This is a genomic window from Stenotrophomonas sp. YJH_SMC_14-1, from assembly GCF_059372275.1.
This window is the reverse complement of sequence record NZ_JCAFVK010000006.1, coordinates 163,908-189,017: the sequence shown is the minus strand read 5'-3', so window position 1 is coordinate 189,017 and position 25,110 is coordinate 163,908. Positions and strand designations below refer to the sequence as shown.

Genomic DNA, 25,110 nt, shown 5'->3' with positions numbered 1-25,110 from the left:
ACGAGTGCACCGACCACCAGACGCACCCGTTTGGTGCAGCGCGGATCGTCTATCCTCTCGCCCTTCTTCCTTCCGCCGCGCGTGCACGCACCGTCCATGTCCGACCTGCTCTCCGCCCTGCTGCTGGGCATCCTCGAAGGCTTGACCGAGTTCCTGCCGATCTCCAGCACCGGCCACCTGCTCATCGCCCAGCACTGGCTGGGTGCCCGTTCGGACTTCTTCAACATCGTCATCCAGGCCGGCGCCATCGTGGCCGTGGTACTGGTGTTCCGCCAGCGCCTGCTGCAGCTGGCCACCGGCTTCAACCAGCGCGGGAACCGCGAGTACGTGTTCAAGCTGGGCGCGGCGTTCCTGGTCACCGCGGTGGTCGGCCTGGTGGTACGCAAGGCCGGCTGGTCGCTGCCGGAAACGGTCAGCCCGGTGGCCTGGGCGCTGATCATCGGTGGCGTCTGGATGCTGCTGGTGGAGGCCTACACCGCGCGCCTGCCCGACCGCGACCAGGTGACCTGGACGGTGGCGATCGGCGTCGGCCTGGCGCAGGTCGTGGCCGGCGTGTTCCCCGGCACCTCGCGCTCGGCCTCGGCCATCTTCCTGGCCATGCTGCTGGGCCTGAGCCGCCGCGCGGCCGCCGCCGAGTTCGTGTTCCTGGTCGGCATTCCCACCATGTTCGCCGCCAGCGCCTACACCTTCCTGGAAATGGCCAAGGCTGGGCAGCTGGGCAGCGAGAACTGGACCGACGTGGGCGTAGCCTTCCTTGCCGCGGCCGTCACCGGCTTCGTCGTAGTGAAGTGGCTGATGGGCTACATCAAGTCGCACAGGTTCACCGCCTTCGCCATCTACCGCATCGCGCTGGGCGCGGCGCTGCTGCTGTGGCTGCCGTCCGGCAGCTGAACAGCACCGGGGCACGGCAACCCCGTTGCCGGCCCTACCCCGTTTCCCCCACGGTTCCCCAAGGAGAATCACCATGAACCGCAAGCTCACCCTGCTCCTCCCGCTGGCCCTGATGGCCGCCTGCAGCCAGACCCCGGCACCGGCCGGCACAGGCGACGACGACGTGGCCCCGGCCGCGGCCAAGGCAGCAGACCAGCAGACGCTGGCGCACCTGGATGCGCAGCGCCTGCAGAGCCAGCACTGGCTGCTGCAGCAGGCCACCGGCGCCGACGGCAAGCGCATCGACGCGCTGTTCGCCCGCGAAGACAAGCCGGTCACCCTGGACTTCGCTGATGGCCGCCTGTCGGTCAGCAACGCCTGCAACCACATGGGTGGCGGCTACACCCTGGCCGACGGCAAGCTGACGGTCAGTGCGATGGCCTCGACCATGATGGCCTGCACCGACAAGGCGCTGATGGCGCTGGACGAGGCCGTGTCGAGCCGCCTGCAGGGCGAGCTGAAGGCCGAGCAGGATGCCGATGGCAAGCTGACCCTGACCACCGCCAAGGGCGACGTGCTGGTGTTCAACCCGGAACCGACCGCTGAAACCCGCTACGGCGGCGCCGGCGAAACCGTGTTCCTGGAAGTGGCTGCGAAGACCGAGAAGTGCTCGCACCCGCTGATCCCGGACTACCAGTGCCTGCAGGTGCGCGAAGTGAAGTTCGACGACAAGGGCCTGAAGCAGGGCGAGCCGGGCAAGTTCGAGAACTTCTACGGCAACATCGAGGGTTACACCCACGAAGACGGCGTGCGCAACGTGGTGCGCGTGAAGCGCTACGAGGTGAAGAACCCGCCGGCCGATGCGCCGTCGCAGGCGTACGTGCTGGACATGGTGGTCGAGTCGGCCATCGAGAAGAAATAAAACGATGGAAGGGCGGCCGCGAGGCCGCCCTTCTTCATGGTCGGTAGGGCCGGCCGCTGGCCGGCTGCCCTGCGCGGCACTGCCAACACACGGATGCTGCCGGCCAGCGGCCGGCACTACCCGGATGCATCGGGAGATCGGCATGAAGCACGTCCCCGTCCTCATCATTGCTGCGCTGCTCGTCATGTCCGCGAATGTGGCCGCTGCCAGCACGCCCAGCACCTATCAGCTTGAAGCGCACCTGTGGCAACTGGTGCGTGCCACCAACGCGCAAGGAAAGCGCATCGACGCGTTGTTCGTCCGCGGTCGCGCGCCCTACACACTGCGCTTCCAGTCCGGTTTCATGAGCGAGTTGAACCTGTGCAACCACGTCAGCAACGAGTACCGGCTGCAGGGCAATCTGCTGATCCTGCGCAACGGCGTGCAGACCACAGCGCTATGCATCGATCAGAGACTGCCCACGCAGCAGAAGCTCGCCGGAAAGCTGATGCACGGCGAAGGCTCGGCACCGACGCTTGCGCTTGACGACCGCGGCGCGCTGGTGCTGCGCAACGCGAGAGGCGACACCGCAGTGTTCGAACCGGCGGCGCTGCAAGCGGATGGAAGGTAGGGCCGGCCGCTGGCCGGCATCTTCCCTGTGTGCTGCTCAGCCCAGCGCCGGGTTCAACGTGTAGGTGCCGTGCAGTGCGGCTTCGGCCAGCACGTGGCCGTGCATGGCGCGGTACGCGTCGGCGGCGGTGAAGCGCTGCGGCAGGTCCAGCGACGCCACGTCCAGCGCGAATACCCGGAAGAAATAGCGGTGCATGCGCTCGTCGTTGAACGGCGGATACGGGCCGTCATAGCCCAGGTAATCACCGGCCATGTCCGGGTTGCCCGCGAACCAGCCGGTGAAGTCGTTCAGGCCCTGGCGGCTGCCGGCCGGGCCGGCGGGTGCGGGCTTGCCCTTCACCACGAAGCCGTCGCTGCAGCTGCCGGCGGCGATCTCCTGCACCGTGGCCGGGATATCGGCCATCACCCAGTGCACGAAATCGCAGCGCGGCTGGTCGCGCGGCACGCTCATGTCGCTGCGGCCAACCGTCTCCGGCACGGTCGGTACGTCCGGGTCCACGCATACCAGCAGGAACGAACGGGTGCCGGCCGGCGCCCCGCTCCAGGCCAGGTGCGGGTTGCGGTCCGGGGCGAAACCGTTGGCGTCGCCCGCGGCGAACTCACGATCGATCGGTGCGCCGTTGGTCAGGCTGTGGCTGGTCAACTGCATCGGACTCTCCTCACTCTTCCGGGTAACCCAGGCGCACCGCAACCGGGGTGAGCTGGGCGAAGGCGGCGCTCATCACGTCGCGGTAGTTGCGCCAGTGGCCGGCCGGCAGGCGCGGGGCTCCCAGCTGTGCCGCCGGCGGCATCGGCCGCTCGAACAGGCGGCCCAGCAGTTCGGCCATCGCCTGCGGATCGTTGCCGATCTGGTCGATGCGCAGCAGCACGTGCGGGTACAGGTCGTCCTCATGCAGCGTGGCGATCTGGGTCAGCGCGCGGGTCAGCCATTCACTGGCTTCGGCCAGCGACGTCATCGCCAGCGGCGCGGCGGCACCGTAGGCCACCCAGTCCAGCAGCATGTCGCGCGGGTCGCGCAGCACCAGCACCAGGCGGCCCTGCGGCAGCTGCGGGCGCAGCGCCCACAGCAGGGCGTTGTCCCACCACAGCAGCCAGTCGATCACGGTGTCGCTCTGCAGGCCACGTGCCGGCAGCTGTTCACGCCAGCGCTGCACCAGCCGCTCCGGCGTCAGCACGCCTGAGGCCAGGTCCTGCAATGTGTTGTAGTTCTGGAACGCATCATCGGGCGGCGTGTTGGTGTAGCGGTCGCTGCGCAGCACCGGGCTGGCAGCAGCCAGGCCGGTCGCCACCCGCTCAACGCCCGAACCCGGCGGGCCCCAGAGGAAGATCGGCGCGGAGCTGGCATCGCCGTCGATGCTGCCCTTGTCCGGCCAGCTCGGCGGGGACTTGGCCTGTGGCGGCAGTGGCAAGCGCTGCGGCGCCTGGTCAGCCTGCAGCGACAGCCAGGTGCGCAGGGCGTCCTGCGGCTGCCCGGCGCGGTCCTGGATCTCGCCCATCCACGTCCGCAGGTCGGCGCGATGCTCTTCCGGCGCCAGCTCGATCAGCGCCTGCACGCGGGCCACGGCGGCGGCGGGATCGCGCTGCAGCAGGCCTTCGACCAGCCGGGTCTCGCCGCTGACGCGGCCCGGTTCCAGGCTGACGATGCGTTCAGCGATCGCTTCGGCCTGAGCATGTTCGCCGGCCATGTCATGCAGGCGCAGGCGCGCCTCCAGGGCCGGCAGATGCGCGGGCATCGCCGCCATCCAGCGCTCTACCGCGGTCACGGCGCTTTCACTGCCCACCTGCTCGATGGCCAGGCGTGCCAGCCACACATCGTGCAGCTGGTCATCGGTATCCAGTACCGCATCCAGGCGCGCACGTGCTTCATCCTCGCGCCCCAGGCGCTGCCATGACATCAACAGCAGCTGCAGCACCTGGCGGTCTTCCGGCTGCGTCTCCAGCAGCGGCAGCAGGTAGTCCAGGGCCTGCAGCGGCTGGCCATTGCGCAGCGACAGTTCACCCGCCAGGCGGCGCATCGACGGTACGTCCATCTCCGGCTGCTGCAGGGCCACCTGCATCGCTTCGGCGGCGGCCGGTACGTTGCCCTGGCGCAGTGCCAGCTGCACCACCAGCCCATGCAGCGAGGACAGCGACGGATTGAGTTCCAGCACGCGGCGGAACGACTGCTCTGCAAACGCCAGCATGTCCTTGCCCAGATAGGCAAAGCCCAGCGCATACAGCACGCGGGTATCGTCCGGCAGTGCCTTGCTGGCAGCCGACAGCAGCGCCAGTGCACGGTCGGCGTCACCGCGGCGCAGTGCAACCATGCCGTCGATGGTCAGCAGTTCCGGATGGTCCGGCTCCACGCGCGCGGCCAGGGTGGAGATGCGCTGAGCTTCGTCGAAGTCATTGCGGCCGATCGCCAGGTGCGCCTGCATCAGATAGGCGGAGAACGAGTTCGGATCGAGGCCGGTGGTGCGCACCAGTGCTTCGTCGGCACCCTCGAACTGGCGCAGTGCCAGCAGCAGGCCGGCATGCTGCAGGTGCAGCTGGGCGTCGTCCGGGGCCAGCCGCAGCGCCTGCTGCAGGGCCCCCATCGCCTCCTCGGCGTTGCCCTGCTGCTGCAGCGCAAGCGCCAGCCAGCGGTGGGCGTTGGCCTGGCCGGGTTCGTCACGGGTCCACGCCTGGGCCAGCTGCACGGCCTGGTCGGCCTGGTTCTGGCGCAACGCTTGGATGATCTGGTCTTGCATGGCAGTCCGGTTCAAGTGCAAAGCCGCATTGTAGCGGGCTGCGCGCTGTCGCCGGTTCAGGCCTGCAGGACCCGCTGCAGGCGCTGGGCGACCCAGCGCTCGGAGAAGCCGTCGCCGCGCCAGTTTTCGATGAACCCGCAGTGGCCGCCCCAGCAGGCGGTTTCCAGGCGCGCCTGGCCCGGCAGCTGCCAGTTGCTGAAGGTCGCGTACGGAATCACCGGGTCATCCTGCGCCATCAGGATGTCGGCCGGTACCTGCAGGGTCGACAGGCGGTCGCCGGCGATCGAGTAGCCGTCGAAATAGGCCTGCAGCGAACCGAAGCTGGTGTGGCGCTCGACCAGCCAGGCGGTCAGCGCGCGGATGTCCAGCTTCAGCACGCGGTCGTCGCAGTCGCTCAGCTCGGGGAACAGATCGCGCTTGCGGCGCAGCGAGCCGGCCCATTTGCGGCGGAAGTACCAGTCGTACATCGCCGGGCCGTTCTCGATGCTCTCCATCGTCAGCGCCGGGTCCAGCACCGGGCACACCGAGGCGACGCGCAGCAGCGGCACGCCGGCCGCCGGCGCGCGCAGGGCCAGGCGCAGCACGAAGTTGCCACCCAGCGAATAACCGGCGGCCACCAGCGGCAGCTGCGGCCAGCGCAAGGCGATATCGCCCGCGGCGTGCACCACTTCATCGATGAGATTGGAGTGGAAGATGCCGGGGTTCAGGTGATGGGTGTTGCCGTGGTCGCGGAAGTTCAGCCGCACCACGTCGAAGCCCTGCTCGATCATGCGCGCGGCGGCCATGCGCATGTAGCTGGATTCGGCACTGCCTTCCCAGCCATGCAGCAGCAGGGCGATGCCCTTGGGCTCGCGGCCTTCGACATGGCTGTGCCAGCCCTGCAGGCGCACGCCATCACCACCATCGAGGATCAGCTCTTCGCTGACCGCACCGGTGGCCGCCAGCAGCAGCAGGCCGCGCTGCAGGCGCATGCGGCTGGAGCTGAGCATCGACTGCAGGTGCGGATTGCGCAGCCAGCGCGGCGGCTGATAGTCAGCCGCATGCAGCGTCGGCGTACCGGCGTCCAGGACAGGTGGCGGGATCAGGGCCACCGCAGCCTCACCCGGCGCTCATGGCCGCCACGATGCGCGCGCGCGAGGTTTCCGCGATGCGCCGACGGCCTTCCAGGTCCTGTGCACCGATCGGCGCCAGGAAGTGCACTTCCGCACGTCGCGCCGGCTCGCCGAGCAGGCGCAGGAAATTGGCAAAGAAGCTCTCGTTCGGGCCGAACGCGACGATGGTCTGCGCGTCGCCCTTCGCCCCGTACACCAGGGCCACCGGCTGCACCGGCACGCCGGTCTCGACCGCGGCCTGGAAGATGCGGGCGTGGAACGGGCCCACTTCGTGACCGCCGCGGGTCCGCCCTTCCGGGAACACGCCCACGGCCTTGCCCTCGCGCAGGCGGTCGGCCATCACCTGCATCACGCCACCGAGCGATTCGGTGTTGCCACGCTGGTGGAAGATGGTCTGGCCGCGCGCGGCCAGCCAACCCACCAGCGGCCAGCTGGCGATCTCGCGCTTGGCGACGAAGCCCATCATGCGCTGGCTGTGCAGGATGCAGATATCGACCCAGCTGACATGGTTGGCCACGAACAGCACGGCACCGGGCAGCGGCGCGCCGACCTGCACCAGGCGGAAGCCGAAGATCCACATCAGCCCGCCCTGCCACCAGTTGACCACCTTGGCGCCGAAGGTCGCCTCGCCCACGCGCAGTTCGCCCCACGGCGGAAGCATGCCGATCAGGATGAGCGGCAGGAACACGATGATGTGGACCAACAGCAGCGGTACGCGGTACAGGTAACGGCACACACGCGCCACGCCGCCACGGGGGGCCGGAGTGGGGGAAGTCATCCGCGCACGATACCGGAGGGCCGTCATCGCTGCCAGCCGATTTAGGCCATAACCGCCATCGACCGGGGCAATCGGCGGGGAACGCTGGGTTCCGCTGCCGTCAACGAGCCCCAGGGGGGCTCAGCCGTGACCGGCAGCCACCACCGCCAGGGTCAGCCGCGAAATGCATACCAGGCGGCCCTGCTCGTCCTCGATGCGGATCTCCCACAGCTGGGTGCTGCGGCCGACGTGCAGCGCGCGGGCGGTGCCGGTGACCGTGCCCGAGCGCACGGCACGCACGTGGTTGGCATTGATCTCCAGGCCCACGCAGACCTGCTTGCCGGTATCCACGCACAGGTTGCCGGCGCTGCTGCCCAGGGTCTCGGCCAGCACCACCGAGGCACCGCCGTGCAGGATGCCGTAGGGCTGGCGGGTGCGCTCATCCACCGGCATGGTGGCCTGCAGCCAGTCCTCGCCGGCGGCACTGAAGACGATGCCCAGGGATTCAATCGCCGTGTTGCGGCTGAGCGCGTTGAGCTGCTCGATGGAAACGGCTTCGCGGAACACCTGGGCCATGCGGGTACCTTCAGAGGATGGGAACGAGACCGGCGCCGAATGCGGTCAGCATGCGCACCAGCAGCCACTTCGGGCCGACGTTGACTTCGGGGAAGTCGCCGACGGCGACGTAGCAGCGATGGAAATCAGGATCCTGCCGCGGCAGCGGCTGCGGGCACTCCGGGCCGGGCTTGAACTCGTAGTCGGTGGCGTAGCGCCAGGGCCAGAAATCAAGGATGGGCAGCGCTTCGGAGGCCTTGCCGACGCTGTAATTCAGCCCCGACAGCACCGGTGGCTTCGCCCGTGGCGCCACCGTCCAGGAGTTCTGTGGGTGGGTGTCACGCAGGATGCTCTGCGCCAGTTCCTCGGCAAAAACCGGGTCGTCGATGATCACCGCGCCTTCGGTGTTGTAGTTCTCGCTGCGCGGATCGAAGTTGTGGGTGCCGACCACGCCGATGCGGCGGTCGACCACCAGCGACTTGGCGTGCAGGCCCATGCGCGCGCCCTTGCGGGTGACCGGCAACGGCTTGTTGACCGCCTTGCTGCCCAGGAACGACGGCCGCGTCTCGGTGCGCAGCAGGCGCGTTTCCACCTCGCTGCCGGCGGCGCGACGGCGTGCGCGTGCGTTGTCGTAGGCACCATCGCTGTGGCGATTCAACGGGCCCTGCCTGCTGCCGGCATCCGAACCACTGCTGCTGCCACCGCGTGCGTTGCTGCCGGCAGCACTGCCACCGATCAGCGGATTGCGACCGCCTTCGTCTTCCCCCCCGGGCGCAGCGATCGGGTCGGGCAGCAGGTTGCGGTAGTCAACCGGCGCGTCCAGCGGGAACGGCTTGTATTCGAAGATGTTGAAGCCCAGTTCGCGCATGTTGCGCCGCTTGTACTTGTACGACAACGCATACACGATCGGGTTGTCAGTCGCCGCCAGGCTGTTGCTGGACACCACCACGCGCGGTGGCTGCGGGCGCTTGCGCAGTTCACGGAACAGCTTCTGCGCCGGCTTGGACAGTACCAGGTACGGCGTCTGCAGGATCACTTCCTTCTGCGCACTGGCGATCAGCGCATCCAGCTGGGGCTCGGTCACATGCTGGCCGGCCAGCGGTGCATCGGCCTTCTCGCGGCGATGCTTGCGTGGCAGATCGGCCACGTAGCGCACCGAAGCCACCGGTAGCGCGGTATCGACGAAGGAACGGGTGACGAACTCGGTGTCGTTGGCTTCGGCACTGACCCGCTGTACCCGTTCCGGGCGGCGGAAGCTGGCCGGCGGCAGCGTTGGCACGCCCTCGCGCAGCAACGTGCGGCCCACGTCGTTGAGGCGCTCGGCCGGCACGCTGCGGTGTGCGCGCCAGAACGCGTCGAAGTTGGCCGCCATCGCACGTGCTTCCGGGCCGGCGATCAGTACATCGCGGTCGCGGAAGTTGTACTCGCGGTCCCAGTCGTAATAGTCGTCCTGGTAGTTGCGGCCACCGACCACGCCGATCGCATCGTCGATCACCAGCAGCTTGTTGTGCATGCGCTGGTTGAACCGGCGGAAGCAGCACAGCACGCTGCCGGCATAGTCGAAGTAGTTCAGCCGGGCCTTGCCGAAGGTCGGGTTGTAGACCCGCAGCTGGAAGTTCTGGTGGGCGCCGGACAGGGCGCCGAGGATCTGCAGGTCGGAGATCGCCGAGAGCTGGTCGATCAGCAGCCGCACCTTCACCCCGCGCCGCGATGCGGCCAGCAGTTCGTCGATGACCAGACGGGCGCTGTCGTCCTTGTCGAAGATGTAGGTCTGCAGGTCGATGCTGCGGGTGGCGCTGCGCAGCAGGTTCAGGCGTGCGACCAGGGCGCCCTCGCCCTCATCGAGCAGGGTGGCGTAGTGGCGCGGTCGTTCCGGGGTGGATTCGGTGAACGCCCGGCCGGCCAGCGCCCGCAGCGGCGAATCCTGTGCACAGCGGTCTGCACGCTGGCAGTCGACCACGGTCGAACGTGCCTGCACGGCGATTGCCTCGGCGCGGTCGCGCTCGGCATTCGACAGCGATGCACAACCGCTGCCCAGCAACACGGTTGCCAGCGCCAGTACACGCAGCAGGAGGTTCACGGTTTCGGCGCCTCGCTCAGGCGCGCACGCAATACGAAAGTCACTCGGTCACTCAAGGCAAGCTGCCAGCTGTCCATGCCATACCGGCCTCGCTGCACGGTACCGCGGCTGACGACGTCGCAATCATAGCCGGGTCGGGCGCACTCCGCCTTCTCGACCTTCAGTGTCTCGGGGTGGCTGATCCCGCGCAGGGTCAGCCGGCCGTTGATGTCGCCACCGCTCTCCACGGTTTCCGGCCAGTACGGCAGCGAGTCGAACTCGACCACCGGATGGCGGCCGGCATCGAAGAACTCCTCGCCGCGCATCCATCCGGTATAGCGCGCCTTGCCGGGGATCTCGACCGAGCGCGTGAACATCTTCAGATGCACCTGGTGGCGGCCGTCGGAGAGGATCTCGATGCGCCCTTCGAAGTGCGGGAACAGGCCTTCGATACGCTGCCCGAAACGGGTGCGCACCTCGAAGCCGATCTGCGAACGCTGGGTATCCAGGCGCATTACCCGGTGCGCTTCGGCGACCACCGGTGGCAGGGTGGTCGGCGTGGGCACGGCCGCCCAGGCCGGGCCGAGTGCCAGCAGCGCGGGCAGCAGATAGCGGCTGCGCCGCGCCAGGCTCATCGGATCACGGCCACCAGAATGCGTTCAGGCTGGCCACGCCTGGCTCGATCGAGGCCTCGCGCGGGAAGCCGAGCACGGCGATGCCGGCCGGCGGCATGCCGCGGTAGTCGCTGCTGGTGCCCTCGGTCATCAACGCCACCAGCCGCTCCAGGCCCGGGTTGTGGCCGACGATCAGCACCCGGTCGAGATCACGGCGGTCGTCCACCAATGCCGCCAGGGTGCCGGGGGTGGCTTCGTAGATGCGGTCTTCCAGGCGCTTTTCCACGTAACCGATGGTGCCGAGCACGGCTTCCAGGGTTTCGCGGGTACGCCGCGCCGGTGAGCACAGCACGCAGTCCGGCAGCAGGTTGTTCTCCTTCAGCCACTTGCCGGCGGCTTCGGCTTCGGCGAGCCCCACCGGCGACAACGGCCGGTCGAGGTCGGCCTGGCCGGGGGTAGCCGGTTCGGCATGGGCATGGCGCAGCAGGATCAGTTCACGCATCGCGGGTTTCCATGAAGAAGAGGATGCAGCAGGAAGAGTGACGCAGGCATCAAAGCTTGAGCCAGGACAGCAGCGGCTCCCAGTCGGCCTGATGCTCCCGCACCTGGGCCGAGCGGTAGTCGAACAGGCTGCGGCCGAGGCCGGTCATGACCACGTAGCTCTGGCTGTCACGCAGCTGCGCGACCACCGGGTACGGCCATTCGGCCAGCATCTGCAACGCCTGCTGCGAGGTCTGGGTCCAGGGCTTGGTGCGGTTGAGGACCAGCCCCACCGGCAGCTTGCGGCTGTGCACCCGCGGGTTCTGGGCCAGGCTGTTGAGGAAGCCGACGATGGCTTCGATGTCGAGCGCCGAGGGCAGCACCGGCACCACCACCGCGTCGGCAGCGTCAAGGAAATGGGGGATATCGTCGGCCAACGCGCCCGCCGGTGCGTCGATGATGACGGTTTCGGTGCCATCGGGCAGCTTCTGCGCCCACTGCTTCTTTCGATACACATCAATGGGGAGCACCGCGCTTTCCAGCCCGGCCCGCCGTTGCGCCCAGCGGGTGCTGGAGCCCTGAGGGTCGGCGTCGGCGATCACCGTGGCCCTGCCCTGCAATGCCGCGTACGCGGCCAGGTGGGTGGCGACGGTGGTCTTGCCCACCCCGCCCTTGGAACCGGCCACCAGGATCGTCTTCATGCCAGCCTCGCTTCCGGGTACGTGCCCCGAGCGTACACCGGCGGTGGTGACGGGAGGTAGCACCGCGCTGAACCTGCGGCCATCGCCTTTGCTATCGTGGCGCCCCCGAAGGATCGAACCGGCATGAGCGAGCTGCAGGACCTGAGCGCACTGATCCGCGCCAACACCCCCCTGATCGTGATCGAGACCCAGGACGAGGGTCGCATCGTCGACCTGTTCCGGCAGACGCTGATGCACGTCTGGCGGGCGCTGCACCGGTGGTCGATCACCGAGGGCCTGCGCCGCATCGACCTGGACAGCGAAGATCCGCCGGCCGGGCCACCCGACGCCAGCGCGGCCCTGCAGATGATCCGCCAGGCCGGGCAGCGCGGGGTCTACCTGCTGCTCGATTTCCACCCCTACCTGGGCTATGCCAGCCACCAGCGCGCCCTGCGCGACCTGATCCAGCGCCGCCACAGCGAACCGCACGTGCTGGTGCTGATCGGCGCCAAGGTCGAACTGCCGGCCGAGCTGGAAGCGCTGGCGGTCCGCTTCAACCCGCGCCTGCCCGATGCCAACGCCCTGCTGAAGATGCTGCGCGAGGAGGCCGATGCCTACGCCCGCGAACACGGCGGCCGCCGCGTCGAAGTCGACAGCGAGGCGGTGAAGAAGATCCTGAAGAACCTGCAGGGCCTGAGCCTGGTCGATGCCCGGCGCATCGCCCGGCAGCTGATCTACGCCGACGGCGCGCTGCGCGACGACGACCTGCCGCAGCTGGCACGGCTGAAGTTCGAGCTGCTCAACCGCAGCGGCCACCTGTTCTTCGAGCATGACAGCGCGCGGTTCGGCGACGTGGCCGGCGCCAACCGGCTCAAGCGCTGGATCAACCAGCGGCGTGTGGCGTTCATCGCTGGCTCCGCACCGGCCGGGCTGGACCCACCGCGCGGCATGCTGCTGCTGGGCGTGCAGGGTTGCGGCAAGTCGATGCTGGCCAAGGCCACCGCCGCCGGTTTCGGCGTACCGCTGCTGCGCCTGGACGTGGGCGCGCTGTACAACAAGTACCACGGCGAGACCGAGGCCAACCTGCGCCAGGCCTTGGCCTCGGCCGAGCAGCTGGCGCCCTGCGTGCTGTGGATGGATGAAATCGAGAAGGGCCTGGCCAGCGGTGGCGAGGACGGTGGCGTGTCACGCCGCGTGCTGGGCTACCTGCTGACCTGGATGGCCGAGCGCAAGGCACCGGTGTTCATCGTGGCCACCGCCAACCAGGTGCACGAGCTGCCCGCCGAGCTGCTGCGCAAGGGCCGCTTCGACGAGATCTTCTTCGTTGACCTGCCTTCGCCGGAGGTGCGCGTGGAACTGCTGCGGCTGCATCTGGGTCGGCGCCAGCTCAATGCCGACGACTTCGCGCTGCCAGCGCTGGCGGCCGCGGCGAATGGTTTCTCAGGTGCGGAGATCGAGCAGGCGATCGTGGCCGGGCTGTATGCGGCGCACGCCGAAGGCCGGCCACTGGATACCGAGCTGCTGATGAACGAGATCCGTGCGACGCGGCCGCTGTCGGTACTGATGGCCGAGCAGGTCGAGGCGCTGCGGGCGTGGGCATCGGGGCGGACGGTTTCCGCGGACGATTGAGGGGTTTCCAGCGAACGGCGCAGCCCCTCGTGGCGGCTGGTTGGCTGTGAACATCAGAAGCCGCGCTTGGCCGGGCGGGGTGGATTCGCGGGGGACGCCGTAAACCCGGCCGAACCCCTCCCTCAGGGCCACGCAGGCGGGGCCGCCGCCCAGGCCTGCTGCACTTCGGCCAACGACGCGCGCTCATCCTCGCGCCACTGCGGCAGCAGCTGCGCGTAATTGGCACTGGTGCTCCATTGCGACGGCTCGGTACGCACTGCTGCGGCATACCACTGCACGGCCTCCTGCTTCTGCCCCATCCGCCATAGGGCCAGCGCGTACGTGGGTGGCACCCAGCTGGGCTTGCTGCGCGCATTGCCGGCCGACGACAACCATTGCTCCAGCGCCGCCTCCGGCTTGCCCTGGCGCAGCAGGTCCCAGCCATAGTTCCAACGCACGCTACGGCCCGCGCTGCTCTGTGCGGGCGCCTCCTTCAGGGCCTCGCCATACAGCTGGTCGGCCAGCTCGGCACGGCCCTGGGTGCTGGCCACCGAAGCCAGCTGCACGGTGGCTTCCACCGCGCGCCGGCCGCGCTCGCGCAACCTCACCAGCTGGGTGACCAGCTCATCGCCTTCGCCCTGCATCGCCACCATCGGTGCCGCCGCCAGGTCGCTGTCGAAGTAGAACTCCTGTGGTGCCGGCATGGCCGGCGCGGCCCACGCCGTGGCCGCTCCCGAGGCCAGCAGCACGCTGGCCAGGATCTTTCCTGGAACTGACATCCCTTCTCCCCAGGCTGCACAACCGCAGCCTCCCTCTCTCGCCCCGATCCTAACCCCAGCAGCGGCGCGGGCGCGAGTGCCGGGCCCACCACGGCCCCGCTGCTACAATTCGCGCCTTTCCCGCCGCGTGCCCGCACGCGGCCGGTGCCAGCCGATCCTACCGGGCCAGCCATGACCAGTACCGCGCAACTCACTTCGCCCTCCTCCGCCGACCTGCTCGACCGTGATTACACGCTCGACCACAAGTACACCCGCAACGAGGGGCGGATCTACCTGAGTGGCGTGCAGGCGCTGGTGCGGCTGCCGCTGATGCAGCGCCTGCGCGATGCCGCCGAAGGCATCGACAGCGCCGGCTTCGTCAGTGGCTACCGTGGCAGCCCGCTGGGTGGCTTCGACCTGGAACTTTGGCGCGCGCGCAAGCATCTGGAAGCGGCCAAGGTGAAGTTCACCCCCGGCCTGAACGAGGACCTGGGCGCCACCATGGTATGGGGCACCCAGCAGACCAACCTGTTCCCCGGCGCCAACGTGCAGGGCGTGTTCGGCATGTGGTACGGCAAGGGACCGGGCGTGGACCGCTGCGGCGACGTGTTCAAGCATGCCAATGCGGCCGGCACCTCGCGCTATGGTGGCGTGCTGGCACTGGCCGCCGATGACCATGCCTGCCGCAGTTCGACCCTGCCGCATGGCAGCGAGGACGAGTTCGTCAGCGCGATGATGCCGGTGCTGAACCCGGCCGGCGTGCAGGACATCCTCGACATGGGCCTGCTGGGCTGGGCGATGAGCCGCTATACCGGCCGCTGGGTCGGCTTCAAGACGATCGCCGAGACGGTGGAATCGTCGGCGTCGGTGCAGGTCGATCCGATGGCGCGCCGCATCGTGCTGCCGGAAGACTTCGAGATGCCGTCGGGTGGCCTCAACATCCGCTGGCCGGACCCGCCGCTGGACCAGGAAATGCGCCTGCACCGCTATGCGGTGAAGGCCGCGCAGGCCTTTGCCCGCGCCAACGGCATCGACAAGGTGGTGATGGATGCGCCGCGCGCGCGGCTGGGCATCGTCACCACCGGCAAGAGCTACCTGGACGTGCTGCAGGCGCTGGAGTACCTGGGCCTGGACGAAGCCGCGTGCGCCGACATCGGCATCCGCGTGTACAAGGTCGGCATGACCTGGCCGCTGGAACCGCAGGGCATCGCGCGCTTCGCGCAGGGGCTGGAAGACATCATCGTGGTGGAGGAGAAGCGTGCCTTCATCGAGCGCCAGATGAAGGAACAGTTCTTCAACTGGCCGGCCAGCTGGGGCCAGCGCCCGTCCATCGTCGGCAAGTACGACGAGAGTGGCGAATGGATCCTGCCGTCCACCGGCGAACTGACCCCGGCCACCATCGCCGGCGTGATCGGCCGCCGCATCCAGAAGTTCTTCAACAACGAATCCATTGAACAACGCCTGCAGTGGATGCAGCAGAAGGAGGCCGAGCTTGCGTTGCCGCGCGCCAGCTTCCCGCGCGTGCCGCACTACTGCTCCGGTTGCCCACACAACACCTCCACCCAGGTGCCGGAAGGCTCGCGGGCACTGGCCGGCATCGGTTGCCATTACATGGTGACCTGGATGGACCGCAGCACCGACACCTTCACCCACATGGGCGGCGAAGGCGTGACCTGGGCCGGGCAGGCGCCGTTCACCGATACCCCGCACGTGTTCCAGAACCTGGGCGACGGCACCTATTTCCACAGCGGCTCGCTGGCGATCCGCCAGGCGGTCGCGGCCGGCGTCAACATCACCTACAAGATCCTCTACAACGACGCGGTGGCGATGACCGGCGGCCAGCCGGTGGACGGCCCGCTGAGCGTGCCCGACATCGCACGGCAGATGCGCGCCGAAGGCATCCACACCATCGTGGTGCTGTCGGACAACATCGGCAAGTGGACCGGCCAGCGCGAGCACTTCCCCAGCGACGTGGAGTTCCACGACCGCAGCGAACTGGAGGAGGTGCAGAAGCGCCTGCGCGAAGTGAAGGGTGTTTCGATCCTGATCTACGAACAGACCTGCGCCACCGAGAAGCGTCGCCGCCGCAAGCGCGGCAAGCTGGAAGATCCGCAGAAGCGGGTGCTGATCAATTCGCTGGTCTGCGAAGGTTGCGGCGACTGCGGCAAGAAGAGTTTCTGCGTGTCGGTGCTGCCGAAGGAAACCGAGTTCGGGCGCAAGCGCGAGATCGACCAGTCCAACTGCAACAAGGACTATTCGTGCGTGAACGGCTTCTGCCCGAGCTTCGTCACCGTACACGGTGGCCAGCCGCGCAAGGACAGCAAGCGCGATGCCTCCACGCTGCTGGACAATCTGCCGGCACCAACCATCCGCGGCACGCTGGAACAACCCTGGAACATCCTGATCACCGGCGTCGGCGGTACCGGCGTGGTGACCATCGGTGCACTGCTGGGCATGGCCGGCCACCTGGAAGGCAAGGGCGCGACCGTGCTCGACCAGACCGGCCTGGCGCAGAAGGGTGGCGCGGTGACCACGCACATCCGCATCGCACGCCGCCCGGATGACATCCACGCCGTGCGCATCGCCGCCGGTGAAGCCGACCTGGTGCTGGGCTGCGACATGGTGGTGGTCAACGACTACTGGGCGCTTTCGAAGGTGCGCGCCGGCCGTTCGCAGGTGGTGCTGAACACCTACGAAGCGATGCCGGGCACGTTCACCACCCGTCCGGACATGCAGTTCCCCGCCGCCGACATCATCGCCGGTGTGCGCGTAGCCCTGGGCGGCCAGGAGCCGCTGCTGCTCGATGCCACCCAGCTGGCCACCGCGCTGCTGGGCGATGCCATCGCCGCCAACCTGTTCATCCTCGGCTACGCCTGGCAGCAGGGCCTGGTGCCGCTGTCGTTCGAGTCGCTGATGCGCGCCATCGAACTCAATGGCGCCGCCGTGGCGATGAACCAGCAGGCCTTTGCCTGGGGCCGCCTGGCGGTGGTCGACCCGCAGGCCGTGCAGCAGGCCGCCGGCCTGGTGCGCAACCGCCACACCGATACCGAGTCCACCCCCGGCCCGTTGCACCCGCTGCCGCCGGGCGAGTGGGAAGGCAATGAATGGGGTGCGACCGCGGCACCGCGCAACACCGGCGACGAACGCGAGCTGCGTGGCCTGCCCTCGCACGGTGGCGACGTGGCATTCCTGCCGCTGGACGACGCACGCCTGTCGCGTTCGCTGGACGAAATGATCGAGCGTCGCGCCGCCTTCCTGGTCGATTACCAGGATGCTGCCTATGCCAACCGCTACCGCAGCCTGGTCGAGCGCGTGCGCGCCGCCGAAGCCGAGCGCATCGGCGGTTCCACTGCGTTGACCGAGACGGTAGCCCGCTACCTGTTCAAGCTGATGGCCTACAAGGACGAGTACGAAGTGGCCCGCCTGTACACCAGCGGTGACTTCCAGCGCCGCCTGCAGCAGCAGTTCGAGGGCGATTACCAGCTGCGCTTCCACCTGGCGCCGCCGCTGTTCGCGAAGAAGGACGAGCAGGGCCGGTTGCTGAAGAAGGAATACGGCCCGTGGATGTTCAAGGCGTTCGGCCTGCTGGCGAAACTGAAGTTCCTGCGTGGCGGCCGACTCGACGTGTTCGGCCGCACCGAGGAACGTCGCATGGAGCGCAAGCTGATCGGTGACTACGAGGCGACCGTGCAGGTGCTGCTGGATGGCCTGGATGACGACCGCCTGGCGCTGGCGGTGGAGATTGCCAGCATCCCCGAACACATCCGCGGCTTCGGCCACGTCAAGGAAGCCCACTTCGCGCAGGCCAAGGCGCGGGAAGCCACGCTGCTGGCGCAGTGGCGGAACCCGAAGGCACTGCACATCGTGCAGGTGGCCTGATGGGCGTGCCGGCTGCTGGCCGGCATCCCTCCTGGCAATGGGTTGCCGGCCAGCGGCCGGTACTACCGGCGGTTCAGCCCAGCCGCCACAGCAACAGGCGGTTGTTGGCCGGCATCGCCACATCCCCCAGTCGGGTGAATCCGTGGTCGGCGGCCAGCGCCTGCACCGCTTCGCTATCGCGGATGCCGCTGCGCGGATCACGTGCCTTCAGCCAGGCATCGAACTGCGCGTTGCTGTCGCTGGTGTAGCGGCCGCCGTAGTTGAGCGGGCCATACACCGCCAGCAGCGCACCATGACGCAGCACCGGTGGCAGCGCGGCGAACAGTGCCTGCACGTGTTCCCAGCTCATGATGTGCAGCGTGTTGGCGCTGAATGCGGCGTCGAACGTGCTGCCCTGTGGCAGGCTGAGCCCAGGCGCCGGTGGCAGTTCCACCTGCAACGCCAGCGGCGGCAACAGGTTCAGCAGCGCGGTCTCCGCACGCCAGGCCTCGATGCCGGGCAGATGGTCCGGATGATCACTGGGCTGCCAGCGCAGCCACGGCCAGCGCTCGGCGAAGAAGGCCGCATGCTGGCCGGTGCCACTGCCGATCTCCAGCACCCGACGGCGGTCGCCCATCCACGGGTCGAGTGCGGTGGCGATGGGTTCGCGGTTGCGCTCGCAGGCTTCTGAATACGGCTTGCTCGACATCAGGACGGGGTCCAGGCGGGGTCGGCTCCATTGTGCACGAGGGGGTGTTGCTCGGCAGGGCTGCGCCCTGCACCCGCAGAAGCCGGAGCAACGGCAACAGCCAAAGCAACAGCAACAGCGGACTTGCTGTGGGATGGCGGGGTAGGTGGGCAGGACCGTTGGCGCCATGGAGGGCGCCATCGAGCCCCAGGGACGGGTTTACGGCGTGTCCTGCCCACCCACACCGCCCCGCCATCCCTCAGCAAGCCCGCTGTTGCTGTTGCTGTTGCTCCGGCTCTGAGCAGGTGCAGGGCGCAGCCCTGCCGAAACACCCCCAACCATGACTGCAGTCACTTGTCCCCACGCCCCGCGCTGGCGAAAGTCGAGGAGTTGACGTGATCGGTCCGGCCCATTGCCAACCGCACGCAAGCGAGAGAGAGAAACGCTGTGCAACGACGTGAGTTCCTGGCTTTTTCCGGTCTGGGCCTGGCGGGCCTGCTGCTGCCGCATTCCCGTGCCATCGCCGCCGAGCAGCTGCTTGCCCCGGTCGATACCGTCCAGCGCAGGCGCCTGGCGGACGTGGCGCTGGCCGCCGCACGCACCGCCAAGGCCAGCTACTGCGATGTCCGCATCGGCCGCTATCTCAACCAGTCGGTCATCACCCGCGAACACCAGGTCGGCAATGTGACCAACCGCGAGTCGTCCGGCGTGGGCGTGCGCGTGATCGTCAACGGCGCCTGGGGCTTCGCCGCGACCCATCAGCAGACCGAGGCCGCCGTACGCGCTGCGGTCGAGCAGGCTGCGGCGATCGCCCGTGCCAACGCCAGCATCCAGACCCGGCCGGTGCAGCTGGCGCCGACACCCTCGGTCGGTGAGGTGCGCTGGCAGACGCCCGTCCGCAGGAACGCAATGGCGGTGCCGATCCAGGACAAGGTCGAACTGCTTCTGGCGCTCAACGCCGCCGCGCTGAATGCGGGTGCCGACTACATCAATTCCACCCTGTTCCTGGTCAACGAACAGAAGTACTTCGCCTCCAGCGACGGCTCGTTCATCGACCAGGACATCCACCGCATCTGGCTGCCGTTCACCGCCACCGCCATCGACAAGGCCAGCGGCAGGTTCCGTACCCGCGCTGGCCTGTCCTCGCCGATGGGCATGGGCTACGAGTTCCTCGATGGCGATGCGAGTGGCAAGGTGCAGCTGCCCGGCGGCATCACCGCCTACCGCGATTCCTACGACCCGGTCGAGGACGCCATCGCGGCCGCCCGCCATGCCCGCGAGAAGCTGAAGGCGCCGTCGGTAAAGCCCGGCAAGTACGACCTGGTGCTGGACCCGTCCAACCTGTTCCTGACCATCCACGAGAACGTCGGCCACCCGCTGGAGCTGGACCGCGTGCTCGGCTACGAAGCCAACTACGCCGGCACCAGCTTCGCCACCCTGGACAAGCGCGATGCGGGTTTCCGCTGGGGCAGCGACATCGTCACCTTCTTCGCCGACAAGACCCAGCCGGGCAGCCTCGGCGCCGTCGGCTACGACGATGAAGGGGTGAAGACGCAGCGTTGGGACCTGGTGCGCGACGGCATCCTGGTTGACTACCAGGCCACCCGCGACGAGGCCCATATCCTCGGCCGCGATGCATCGCATGGCTGCAGCTATGCCGATTCCTGGTCCAGCGTGCAGTTCCAGCGCATGGCCAATGTCTCCCTGGCGCCGGGCAAGCAGCCGTTCAGCGTCGAGGACATGATCAAGGACGTGGAGAACGGCATCTGGATCCACGGCCGCGGTTCGTATTCGATCGACCAGCAGCGCTACAACGCGCAGTTCGGCGGCCAGCTGTACTACCAGATCAAGGACGGAAAGATCGCCGGCATGGTCGAGGATGCGGCCTACCAGATCCGAACGCCGGAATTCTGGAATGCCTGCACCGCCATCTGCGATGAACGCGACTTCCGCCTGGGCGGTTCGTTCTTCGACGGCAAGGGCCAGCCCGGCCAGGTCTCGGCGGTCTCGCACGGTTCGTCCACCACCCGCTTCAACGGCATCAACATCATCAACACCGCGCGCAGTCTCGGCGCTTGAGCCACCCATCCTTCGACATGGAGAGCAGCCTTGCAAAGACGTGACTTCCTGGCCCTGACCGGGCTTACCGCGGGCGGGCTGATCGTGCCCTCCTTCTTCGGCAAGGTGATCGCCGCCGAACAGCTGCAGAGCTCGCTGGACCTGGGGCTGAAGAAGCGCCTGGCCGATGCGGCGCTGGCCGCCGCCCGCCAGGCCGGCGCCACCTACTGCGACGTGCGCATCGGCCGCTACCTGCGGCAGTTCGTGATCACCCGCGAGGACAAGGTGCAGAACGTGGTGAACACCGAGTCCACCGGCGTGGGCATCCGCGTGATCGTCAACGGTGCCTGGGGCTTTGCCGCCACCAATGCGCTGGGTACGGCCGATGTGGCCAAGGCCGCGCAGCAGGCGGCGGCGATCGCCAAGGCCAATGCCGGCGTGCAGACCGCGCCGGTGCAGCTGGCCAAGGCGCCGGGCGTCGGTGAGGTGAGCTGGCGCACGCCGATCCGCAAGAATGCGATGGACGTGCCGATCAAGGACAAGGTCGGCCTGCTGCTGGACGTCAACGCCGCCGCAATGGGCGCCGGTGCCAGCTTCGTCAACTCGATGCTGTTCCTGGTCAACGAGCAGAAGTACTTCGCCTCCACCGACGGCTCCTACATCGACCAGGACGTGCACCGTATCTGGGCGCCGATGACGGTCACCGCCATCGACAAGTCCAGCGGCAAGTTCCGCACCCGTTCGGGCCTGTCCTCGCCGATGGGCCTGGGCTACGAGTACCTGGATGGCGCCGCCGCGGGCAAGGTGGTCGGCCCCAATGGCGTGGTCAACTACAGTTCTTCCTACGACATGAAGGAAGACGCCATCGCCGCTGCCAGGCAGGCGCAGGAAAAGCTGAAGGCACCGTCGGTGAAGCCGGGCAAGTACGACCTGGTGCTCGACCCGTCGCACACCTGGCTGACCATCCACGAGTCGATCGGCCATCCGCTGGAGCTGGACCGCGTGCTTGGCTACGAGGCCAACTACGCCGGCACCAGCTTCGCCACCCTGGACAAGCGCGAACAGCATTTCCAGTACGGCAGCGAACTGGTCAACATCTTCGCCGACAAGACCCAGCCGGGCAGCCTCGGCGCAGTGGCGTACGACGATGAAGGCGTGAAGTGCAAGCGCTGGGACCTGATCAGCAACGGCAAGCTGGTGGACTACCAGACCATCCGCGACCAGGCCCACATCCTCGGCAAGACCGAGTCCGACGGCTGCTGCTATGCCGACTCGTGGTCCAGCGTGCAGTTCCAGCGCATGGCCAACGTGTCGATGGCACCGGGCAAGAAGCCATTGAGCGTGCCGGACCTGATCAAGGACGTGGAGAACGGCATCTACATCATCGGTGATGGTTCGTTCTCGATCGACCAGCAGCGCTACAACGCGCAGTTCGGCGGCCAGCTGTTCTACGAGATCAAGAACGGCCAGATCACCCGCATGCTGGAAGACGTGGCCTACCAGATCCGCACGCCGGAGTTCTGGAACGCCTGCACCGCCGTGGCCGACGAGCGTGACTACCGCCTGGGCGGTTCGTTCTTCGACGGCAAGGGCCAGCCGGGCCAGGTCTCGGCGGTCTCGCACGGTTCGTCCACCGCGCGCTTCAACGGCATCAACGTCATCAACACCGCACGCAGCCTCGGCTGATCGGTCAGGAGCCCTTACACCATGAGTATCTTCACCGAAGCCCAGGCCAAGGCCATCCTCGACAAGGTCATCGCCCTGTCCAAGGCCGACGAATGCACCGCCGTGCTGGCCGGCGCGATCGACGGCAACATCCGTTTCGCACTGAACAATGTCTCCACCAGCGGCATCGTCGACAACACCGAACTGGCGGTCACCGTTGCCTTCGGCAAGCGCGTCGGCACGGCCTCGATCAACGAGTTCGACGATGCCGCGCTGGAACGCGTGGTGCGCCGTGCCGAAGACCTGGCCCGCCTGGCCCCGGAAAACCCGGAGTTCATGCCGGCCATCGGCAAGCAGACCTACCGCGCCAGCCCCACCTTCAGCGAATCCACTGCCGCGATCGATCCGGCGTTCCGTGCCAAGGTTGCCGCAGATTCAATCGCGCCCTGCCGTGGCCATGGCCTGATCGCCGCCGGCTTCCTCGAAGACGGCCAGGGCTTCCAGGCCACTGCCAACAGCAACGGCAACTTCGCCTACCAGCGCACCACCAACTTCAATTACACCTGCACCGTGCGCACCGAGGATGGCCGTGGTTCGGGCTGGGTCGGCCGCAACCTGAAGGATGCGGCTGACTTCAAGGCGGACCAGGACATCCGCATCGCCATGCGCAAGGCCACCGAATCGGCCGAAGCCAAAGCGCTGGAACCGGGCAAGTACACGGTGATCCTGGAGCCGGCTGCGGCGGCCGGCCTGATCAGCTTCATGATGAACTTCTTCAGCGCACGCTCGGCCGATGAAGGCCGCAGCTTCCTGTCCAAGAAGGGCGGCGGCAACAAGCTGGGCGAGCAGGTCTACGACCCGCGCGTGACCATGATCGCCGACCCATGGCACCCGGACGCACCGGTGCTGCCGTGGGACAACGAGGGCCTGCCCCGCGAGCGCATGGCCATCATCGAGAACGGCAGGATCGCCAACCTGGACTACTCGCGCTTCTGGGCGCAGAAGCAGGGCAAGACCGCCAAGGCGTCGCCGGGCAACCTGCTGATGAGCGGTGGCGACAAGAGCACCGCCGAACTGGTTCGCGGCACCCAGAAGGGCATCCTGGTCACCCGCACCTGGTACATCCGCATGGTCGATCCGCAGACCGTGCTGCTGACCGGCCTGACCCGCGACGGCACCTTCTACATCGAGAACGGCCAGATCAAGCATCCGGTGAAGAACTTCCGCTTCAACGAATCGCCGGTGATCATGCTCAACAACATCGAAGAGCTGGGCAAGCCGGTGCGCGTGGCCGGTGATGAATCCAGCTACGTGATGATGATCCCGCCGATGAAGCTGCGCGATTTCACCTTCACTTCGCTGTCCGACGCGGTCTGATGGATCGCCGGGCCTGCCTGCGCTGGTTGGCCGCTGCCGCTTCGGCGGCGGCGCTGCCAACCTGGGCACAGGCAGGCCCGCGCAGTTCGCGCTACGACTTCTGGTTCACCCGCCTTCAGTACGACTCCGGTGACTGGGACGTGGACGCGCGCATGCCGTCCAACCTGATCACCTCGCTGATCGACTACACCTCGCTGCGCGTGGACCCGCAGGAACACGTGGTGGCGCTGGCCGACCCACGCATGCTGGAAGCGCCGTTCTGCTACCTGGCCGGGCACACGCTGGTGGAGTTCAACGCCGCCGAGCGGCAGAACTTCGTGCGCTACGTGCGCAATGGCGGCTTCGTCTTCGTCGACGACTGCAACCACGATATCGACGGCCTGTTCGCTACCTCGTTCGAGGCGCAGATGGGTCGCCTGTTCGGGCCCAGGGCATTGCAGAAGCTGCCCAACAGCCACCCGCTGTACCGCAGTTTCTTCCGCTTCCCGGATGGCCCGCCTGCCACCAGCTTCGAACTCAACGGCTGGGGCGACGACCTGGTGCACGACTACCTGAAGGGCATCGAGGTCGACGGCCGCCTGGGCCTGCTGTACAGCAACAAGGACTACGGCTGCGAGTGGGACTACGACTGGCGCAACAAGCGCTTCCTGGCCGAAGACAACACCCGCTTCGGCGTCAACATCGTGATGTACGCGTTGAACAACTGATAGGACCTGCACGCCCATGACCTCCCCCGACCTCGATTCCCTGCTGCCGCGCCTGGATGAGCTGCGCGCCGCGCTCGCACGCGCCGTGGTGGGCCAGAACGCCGTGGTCGAGCAGCTGCTGATCGGCCTGCTGGCCGGCGGTCACTGCCTGCTGGAAGGCGCACCCGGGCTCGGCAAGACCCTGCTGGTGCGCTCGCTCGGCCAGGCACTGGAGCTGCAGTTCCGGCGCGTGCAGTTCACCCCCGACCTGATGCCCAGCGACATCCTCGGCACCGAGCTGCTGGAGGAAGACCACGGCACCGGCCATCGCCACTTCCGCTTCCAGCAGGGCCCGATCTTCACCCACCTGCTGCTGGCTGACGAACTCAACCGCACCCCACCCAAGACTCAGGCCGCACTGCTGGAAGCGATGCAGGAACGCACGGTCAGCTACGCTGGTACCACCTACGCGCTGCCCGCGCCGTTCTTCGTGCTGGCCACGCAGAACCCGATCGAGCAGGCCGGAACCTACCCGCTGCCGGAAGCGCAGCTGGACCGCTTCCTGCTGCACGTGCTGGTGGATTACCCCAGCGAAGACGAGGAGCGGCAGATCCTGGAACAGACCACCGGCGGTGCCACCGACGCGGTGCCGAAGGTGATGGATGCCGACGCGGTGATCGCGCTGCAGGCCGCGGTGCGCCAGGTGCATGTCAGCCCGGATGTGCTCGCCTGGATCACCCGCCTGGTGCGCGCCAGCCGGCCCGGCGACGGTGCTCCGGCGGCGATCAACCAATGGGTGAAGTGGGGCGCCGGCCCGCGTGCCGGCCAGTCGCTGGTGCTGGCAGCGAAGGCACGCGCGCTGCTGCAGGGCCGTTTCGCCGCCACCCGCGAGGACGTGCAGGCGCTGGCCGCGCCGGTGATGCGCCATCGCCTGCTGCTGTCGTTCGCCGCCGAGGCCGAGCAGAAGCGTGCCGACGACGTGGTCGCCGCGCTGCTGCAGGCCGTGCCCTTCCCGGGTTGAGCCA

At 67.9% G+C, this 25,110-nt stretch carries 21 protein-coding genes; 10 read left to right on the top strand and 11 right to left on the bottom strand.

Annotated elements, in window-relative coordinates; all coding sequences use genetic code 11:
* The first annotated feature begins 96 nt into the window (after positions 1-96).
* The 3 genes from AC5P9P_RS15075 (at position 97) to AC5P9P_RS15065 (ending at position 2,402) form a co-directional block, all read left to right on the top strand.
* A complete protein-coding gene (locus AC5P9P_RS15075; RefSeq protein ID WP_024956253.1) occupies positions 97-891 on the top strand; it encodes an undecaprenyl-diphosphate phosphatase in 795 nt (264 codons plus the stop codon).
* Between the two features lie 73 nt (positions 892-964).
* Positions 965-1,792, top strand: coding sequence for an META domain-containing protein (locus AC5P9P_RS15070; RefSeq protein WP_495232903.1), 828 nt, complete (start codon positions 965-967; stop codon positions 1,790-1,792).
* A gap of 142 nt (positions 1,793-1,934) precedes the next feature.
* On the top strand, positions 1,935-2,402 hold the full coding sequence (locus AC5P9P_RS15065; protein WP_049432642.1) for an META domain-containing protein: 468 nt from the start codon (positions 1,935-1,937) through the stop codon (positions 2,400-2,402).
* Between the two features lie 36 nt (positions 2,403-2,438).
* Here AC5P9P_RS15065 and AC5P9P_RS15060 read toward each other — a convergent pair whose 3' ends face one another.
* The 9 genes from AC5P9P_RS15060 to AC5P9P_RS15020 all read right to left on the bottom strand — a co-directional run bounded on the left by AC5P9P_RS15060 (position 2,439) and on the right by AC5P9P_RS15020 (position 11,408).
* The gene (locus AC5P9P_RS15060) at positions 2,439-3,050 is read right to left on the bottom strand and encodes a YbhB/YbcL family Raf kinase inhibitor-like protein (RefSeq protein WP_005407546.1); all 612 of its coding nucleotides are present in this window, start codon (positions 3,048-3,050) and stop codon (positions 2,439-2,441) included.
* A 10-nt stretch (positions 3,051-3,060) separates the two neighbouring features.
* A complete protein-coding gene (locus AC5P9P_RS15055; RefSeq protein WP_111109048.1) occupies positions 3,061-5,130 on the bottom strand; it encodes a tetratricopeptide repeat protein in 2,070 nt (689 codons plus the stop codon).
* Between the two features lie 56 nt (positions 5,131-5,186).
* Positions 5,187-6,176 carry a YheT family hydrolase gene (locus tag AC5P9P_RS15050; RefSeq protein ID WP_181453280.1) on the bottom strand — a complete coding sequence of 330 codons (990 nt, stop codon included), beginning with the start codon at positions 6,174-6,176 and terminating at the stop codon, positions 5,187-5,189.
* A 52-nt stretch (positions 6,177-6,228) separates the two neighbouring features.
* Positions 6,229-7,020 carry a lysophospholipid acyltransferase family protein gene (locus AC5P9P_RS15045; RefSeq protein WP_024956258.1) on the bottom strand — a complete coding sequence of 264 codons (792 nt, stop codon included), beginning with the start codon at positions 7,018-7,020 and terminating at the stop codon, positions 6,229-6,231.
* Between the two features lie 120 nt (positions 7,021-7,140).
* Positions 7,141-7,575, bottom strand: coding sequence for a hotdog fold thioesterase (locus tag AC5P9P_RS15040; protein WP_005407542.1), 435 nt, complete (start codon positions 7,573-7,575; stop codon positions 7,141-7,143).
* Between the two features lie 10 nt (positions 7,576-7,585).
* A complete protein-coding gene (locus AC5P9P_RS15035) occupies positions 7,586-9,634 on the bottom strand; it encodes a phospholipase D family protein (protein WP_005407541.1) in 2,049 nt (682 codons plus the stop codon).
* Positions 9,631-10,248 (bottom strand): YceI family protein, encoded by a 618-nt coding sequence (locus AC5P9P_RS15030; protein ID WP_005407540.1) that lies wholly within the window; start codon positions 10,246-10,248, stop codon positions 9,631-9,633. Before AC5P9P_RS15030 ends, AC5P9P_RS15035 begins: the two co-directional genes overlap by 4 nt.
* A gap of 4 nt (positions 10,249-10,252) precedes the next feature.
* Complete coding sequence (locus tag AC5P9P_RS15025) at positions 10,253-10,729, bottom strand: SixA phosphatase family protein (RefSeq protein ID WP_005407539.1); 477 nt, start codon at positions 10,727-10,729, stop codon at positions 10,253-10,255.
* Between the two features lie 49 nt (positions 10,730-10,778).
* The gene (locus AC5P9P_RS15020; protein ID WP_005407538.1) at positions 10,779-11,408 is read right to left on the bottom strand and encodes a nucleotide-binding protein; all 630 of its coding nucleotides are present in this window, start codon (positions 11,406-11,408) and stop codon (positions 10,779-10,781) included.
* Between the two features lie 123 nt (positions 11,409-11,531).
* Between AC5P9P_RS15020 and AC5P9P_RS15015 the strand changes: the two genes are divergently transcribed.
* A complete protein-coding gene (locus tag AC5P9P_RS15015) occupies positions 11,532-13,016 on the top strand; it encodes an AAA family ATPase (RefSeq protein ID WP_033834601.1) in 1,485 nt (494 codons plus the stop codon).
* Positions 13,017-13,138: 122 nt separating this feature from the next.
* Here AC5P9P_RS15015 and AC5P9P_RS15010 read toward each other — a convergent pair whose 3' ends face one another.
* Positions 13,139-13,774, bottom strand: coding sequence for a tetratricopeptide repeat protein (locus tag AC5P9P_RS15010; RefSeq protein ID WP_005407536.1), 636 nt, complete (start codon positions 13,772-13,774; stop codon positions 13,139-13,141).
* Positions 13,775-13,945: 171 nt separating this feature from the next.
* On the opposite strand from AC5P9P_RS15010, the gene AC5P9P_RS15005 reads away from it, so the two are divergent.
* A complete protein-coding gene (locus AC5P9P_RS15005; RefSeq protein ID WP_495232902.1) occupies positions 13,946-17,632 on the top strand; it encodes an indolepyruvate ferredoxin oxidoreductase family protein in 3,687 nt (1,228 codons plus the stop codon).
* A gap of 73 nt (positions 17,633-17,705) precedes the next feature.
* Here the strand turns inward: AC5P9P_RS15005 and AC5P9P_RS15000 are convergent, their stop codons facing one another.
* Positions 17,706-18,320 carry a DUF938 domain-containing protein gene (locus AC5P9P_RS15000; protein WP_111173312.1) on the bottom strand — a complete coding sequence of 205 codons (615 nt, stop codon included), beginning with the start codon at positions 18,318-18,320 and terminating at the stop codon, positions 17,706-17,708.
* 426 nt (positions 18,321-18,746) lie between these two features.
* Between AC5P9P_RS15000 and AC5P9P_RS14995 the strand changes: the two genes are divergently transcribed.
* Genes AC5P9P_RS14995 through AC5P9P_RS14975 form a run of 5 tightly spaced genes read left to right on the top strand, consistent with a single transcriptional unit; the run spans position 18,747 to position 25,106 of the window.
* Positions 18,747-20,378 carry a TldD/PmbA family protein gene (locus tag AC5P9P_RS14995; RefSeq protein WP_495232901.1) on the top strand — a complete coding sequence of 544 codons (1,632 nt, stop codon included), beginning with the start codon at positions 18,747-18,749 and terminating at the stop codon, positions 20,376-20,378.
* 30 nt (positions 20,379-20,408) lie between these two features.
* Positions 20,409-22,043, top strand: coding sequence for a TldD/PmbA family protein (locus AC5P9P_RS14990; protein WP_033834597.1), 1,635 nt, complete (start codon positions 20,409-20,411; stop codon positions 22,041-22,043).
* Between the two features lie 21 nt (positions 22,044-22,064).
* Entirely contained in the window at positions 22,065-23,399 is a 1,335-nt protein-coding gene (locus AC5P9P_RS14985) for a TldD/PmbA family protein (protein ID WP_005407529.1), read from the top strand.
* A complete protein-coding gene (locus AC5P9P_RS14980) occupies positions 23,399-24,106 on the top strand; it encodes a DUF4159 domain-containing protein (RefSeq protein ID WP_033834596.1) in 708 nt (235 codons plus the stop codon). Before AC5P9P_RS14985 ends, AC5P9P_RS14980 begins: the two co-directional genes overlap by 1 nt.
* A 16-nt stretch (positions 24,107-24,122) precedes the next feature.
* Entirely contained in the window at positions 24,123-25,106 is a 984-nt protein-coding gene (locus AC5P9P_RS14975; RefSeq protein ID WP_033834595.1) for an AAA family ATPase, read from the top strand.
* Positions 25,107-25,110 lie beyond the last annotated feature (4 nt).

Coding starts and splice junctions, on each gene's coding strand:
- AC5P9P_RS15075 (WP_024956253.1), top strand. CDS start 97: ATGTCCGACCTGCTCTCCGCCCTGCTGCTGGGCATCCTCGAAGGCTTG.
- AC5P9P_RS15070 (WP_495232903.1), top strand. CDS start 965: ATGAACCGCAAGCTCACCCTGCTCCTCCCGCTGGCCCTGATGGCCGCC.
- AC5P9P_RS15065 (WP_049432642.1), top strand. CDS start 1,935: ATGAAGCACGTCCCCGTCCTCATCATTGCTGCGCTGCTCGTCATGTCC.
- AC5P9P_RS15060 (WP_005407546.1), bottom strand. CDS start 3,050: ATGCAGTTGACCAGCCACAGCCTGACCAACGGCGCACCGATCGATCGT.
- AC5P9P_RS15055 (WP_111109048.1), bottom strand. CDS start 5,130: ATGCAAGACCAGATCATCCAAGCGTTGCGCCAGAACCAGGCCGACCAG.
- AC5P9P_RS15045 (WP_024956258.1), bottom strand. CDS start 7,020: ATGACTTCCCCCACTCCGGCCCCCCGTGGCGGCGTGGCGCGTGTGTGC.
- AC5P9P_RS15040 (WP_005407542.1), bottom strand. CDS start 7,575: ATGGCCCAGGTGTTCCGCGAAGCCGTTTCCATCGAGCAGCTCAACGCG.
- AC5P9P_RS15030 (WP_005407540.1), bottom strand. CDS start 10,248: ATGAGCCTGGCGCGGCGCAGCCGCTATCTGCTGCCCGCGCTGCTGGCA.
- AC5P9P_RS15025 (WP_005407539.1), bottom strand. CDS start 10,729: ATGCGTGAACTGATCCTGCTGCGCCATGCCCATGCCGAACCGGCTACC.
- AC5P9P_RS15020 (WP_005407538.1), bottom strand. CDS start 11,408: ATGAAGACGATCCTGGTGGCCGGTTCCAAGGGCGGGGTGGGCAAGACC.
- AC5P9P_RS15015 (WP_033834601.1), top strand. CDS start 11,532: ATGAGCGAGCTGCAGGACCTGAGCGCACTGATCCGCGCCAACACCCCC.
- AC5P9P_RS15010 (WP_005407536.1), bottom strand. CDS start 13,774: ATGTCAGTTCCAGGAAAGATCCTGGCCAGCGTGCTGCTGGCCTCGGGA.
- AC5P9P_RS15005 (WP_495232902.1), top strand. CDS start 13,946: ATGACCAGTACCGCGCAACTCACTTCGCCCTCCTCCGCCGACCTGCTC.
- AC5P9P_RS15000 (WP_111173312.1), bottom strand. CDS start 18,320: ATGTCGAGCAAGCCGTATTCAGAAGCCTGCGAGCGCAACCGCGAACCC.
- AC5P9P_RS14985 (WP_005407529.1), top strand. CDS start 22,065: ATGAGTATCTTCACCGAAGCCCAGGCCAAGGCCATCCTCGACAAGGTC.
- AC5P9P_RS14980 (WP_033834596.1), top strand. CDS start 23,399: ATGGATCGCCGGGCCTGCCTGCGCTGGTTGGCCGCTGCCGCTTCGGCG.
- AC5P9P_RS14975 (WP_033834595.1), top strand. CDS start 24,123: ATGACCTCCCCCGACCTCGATTCCCTGCTGCCGCGCCTGGATGAGCTG.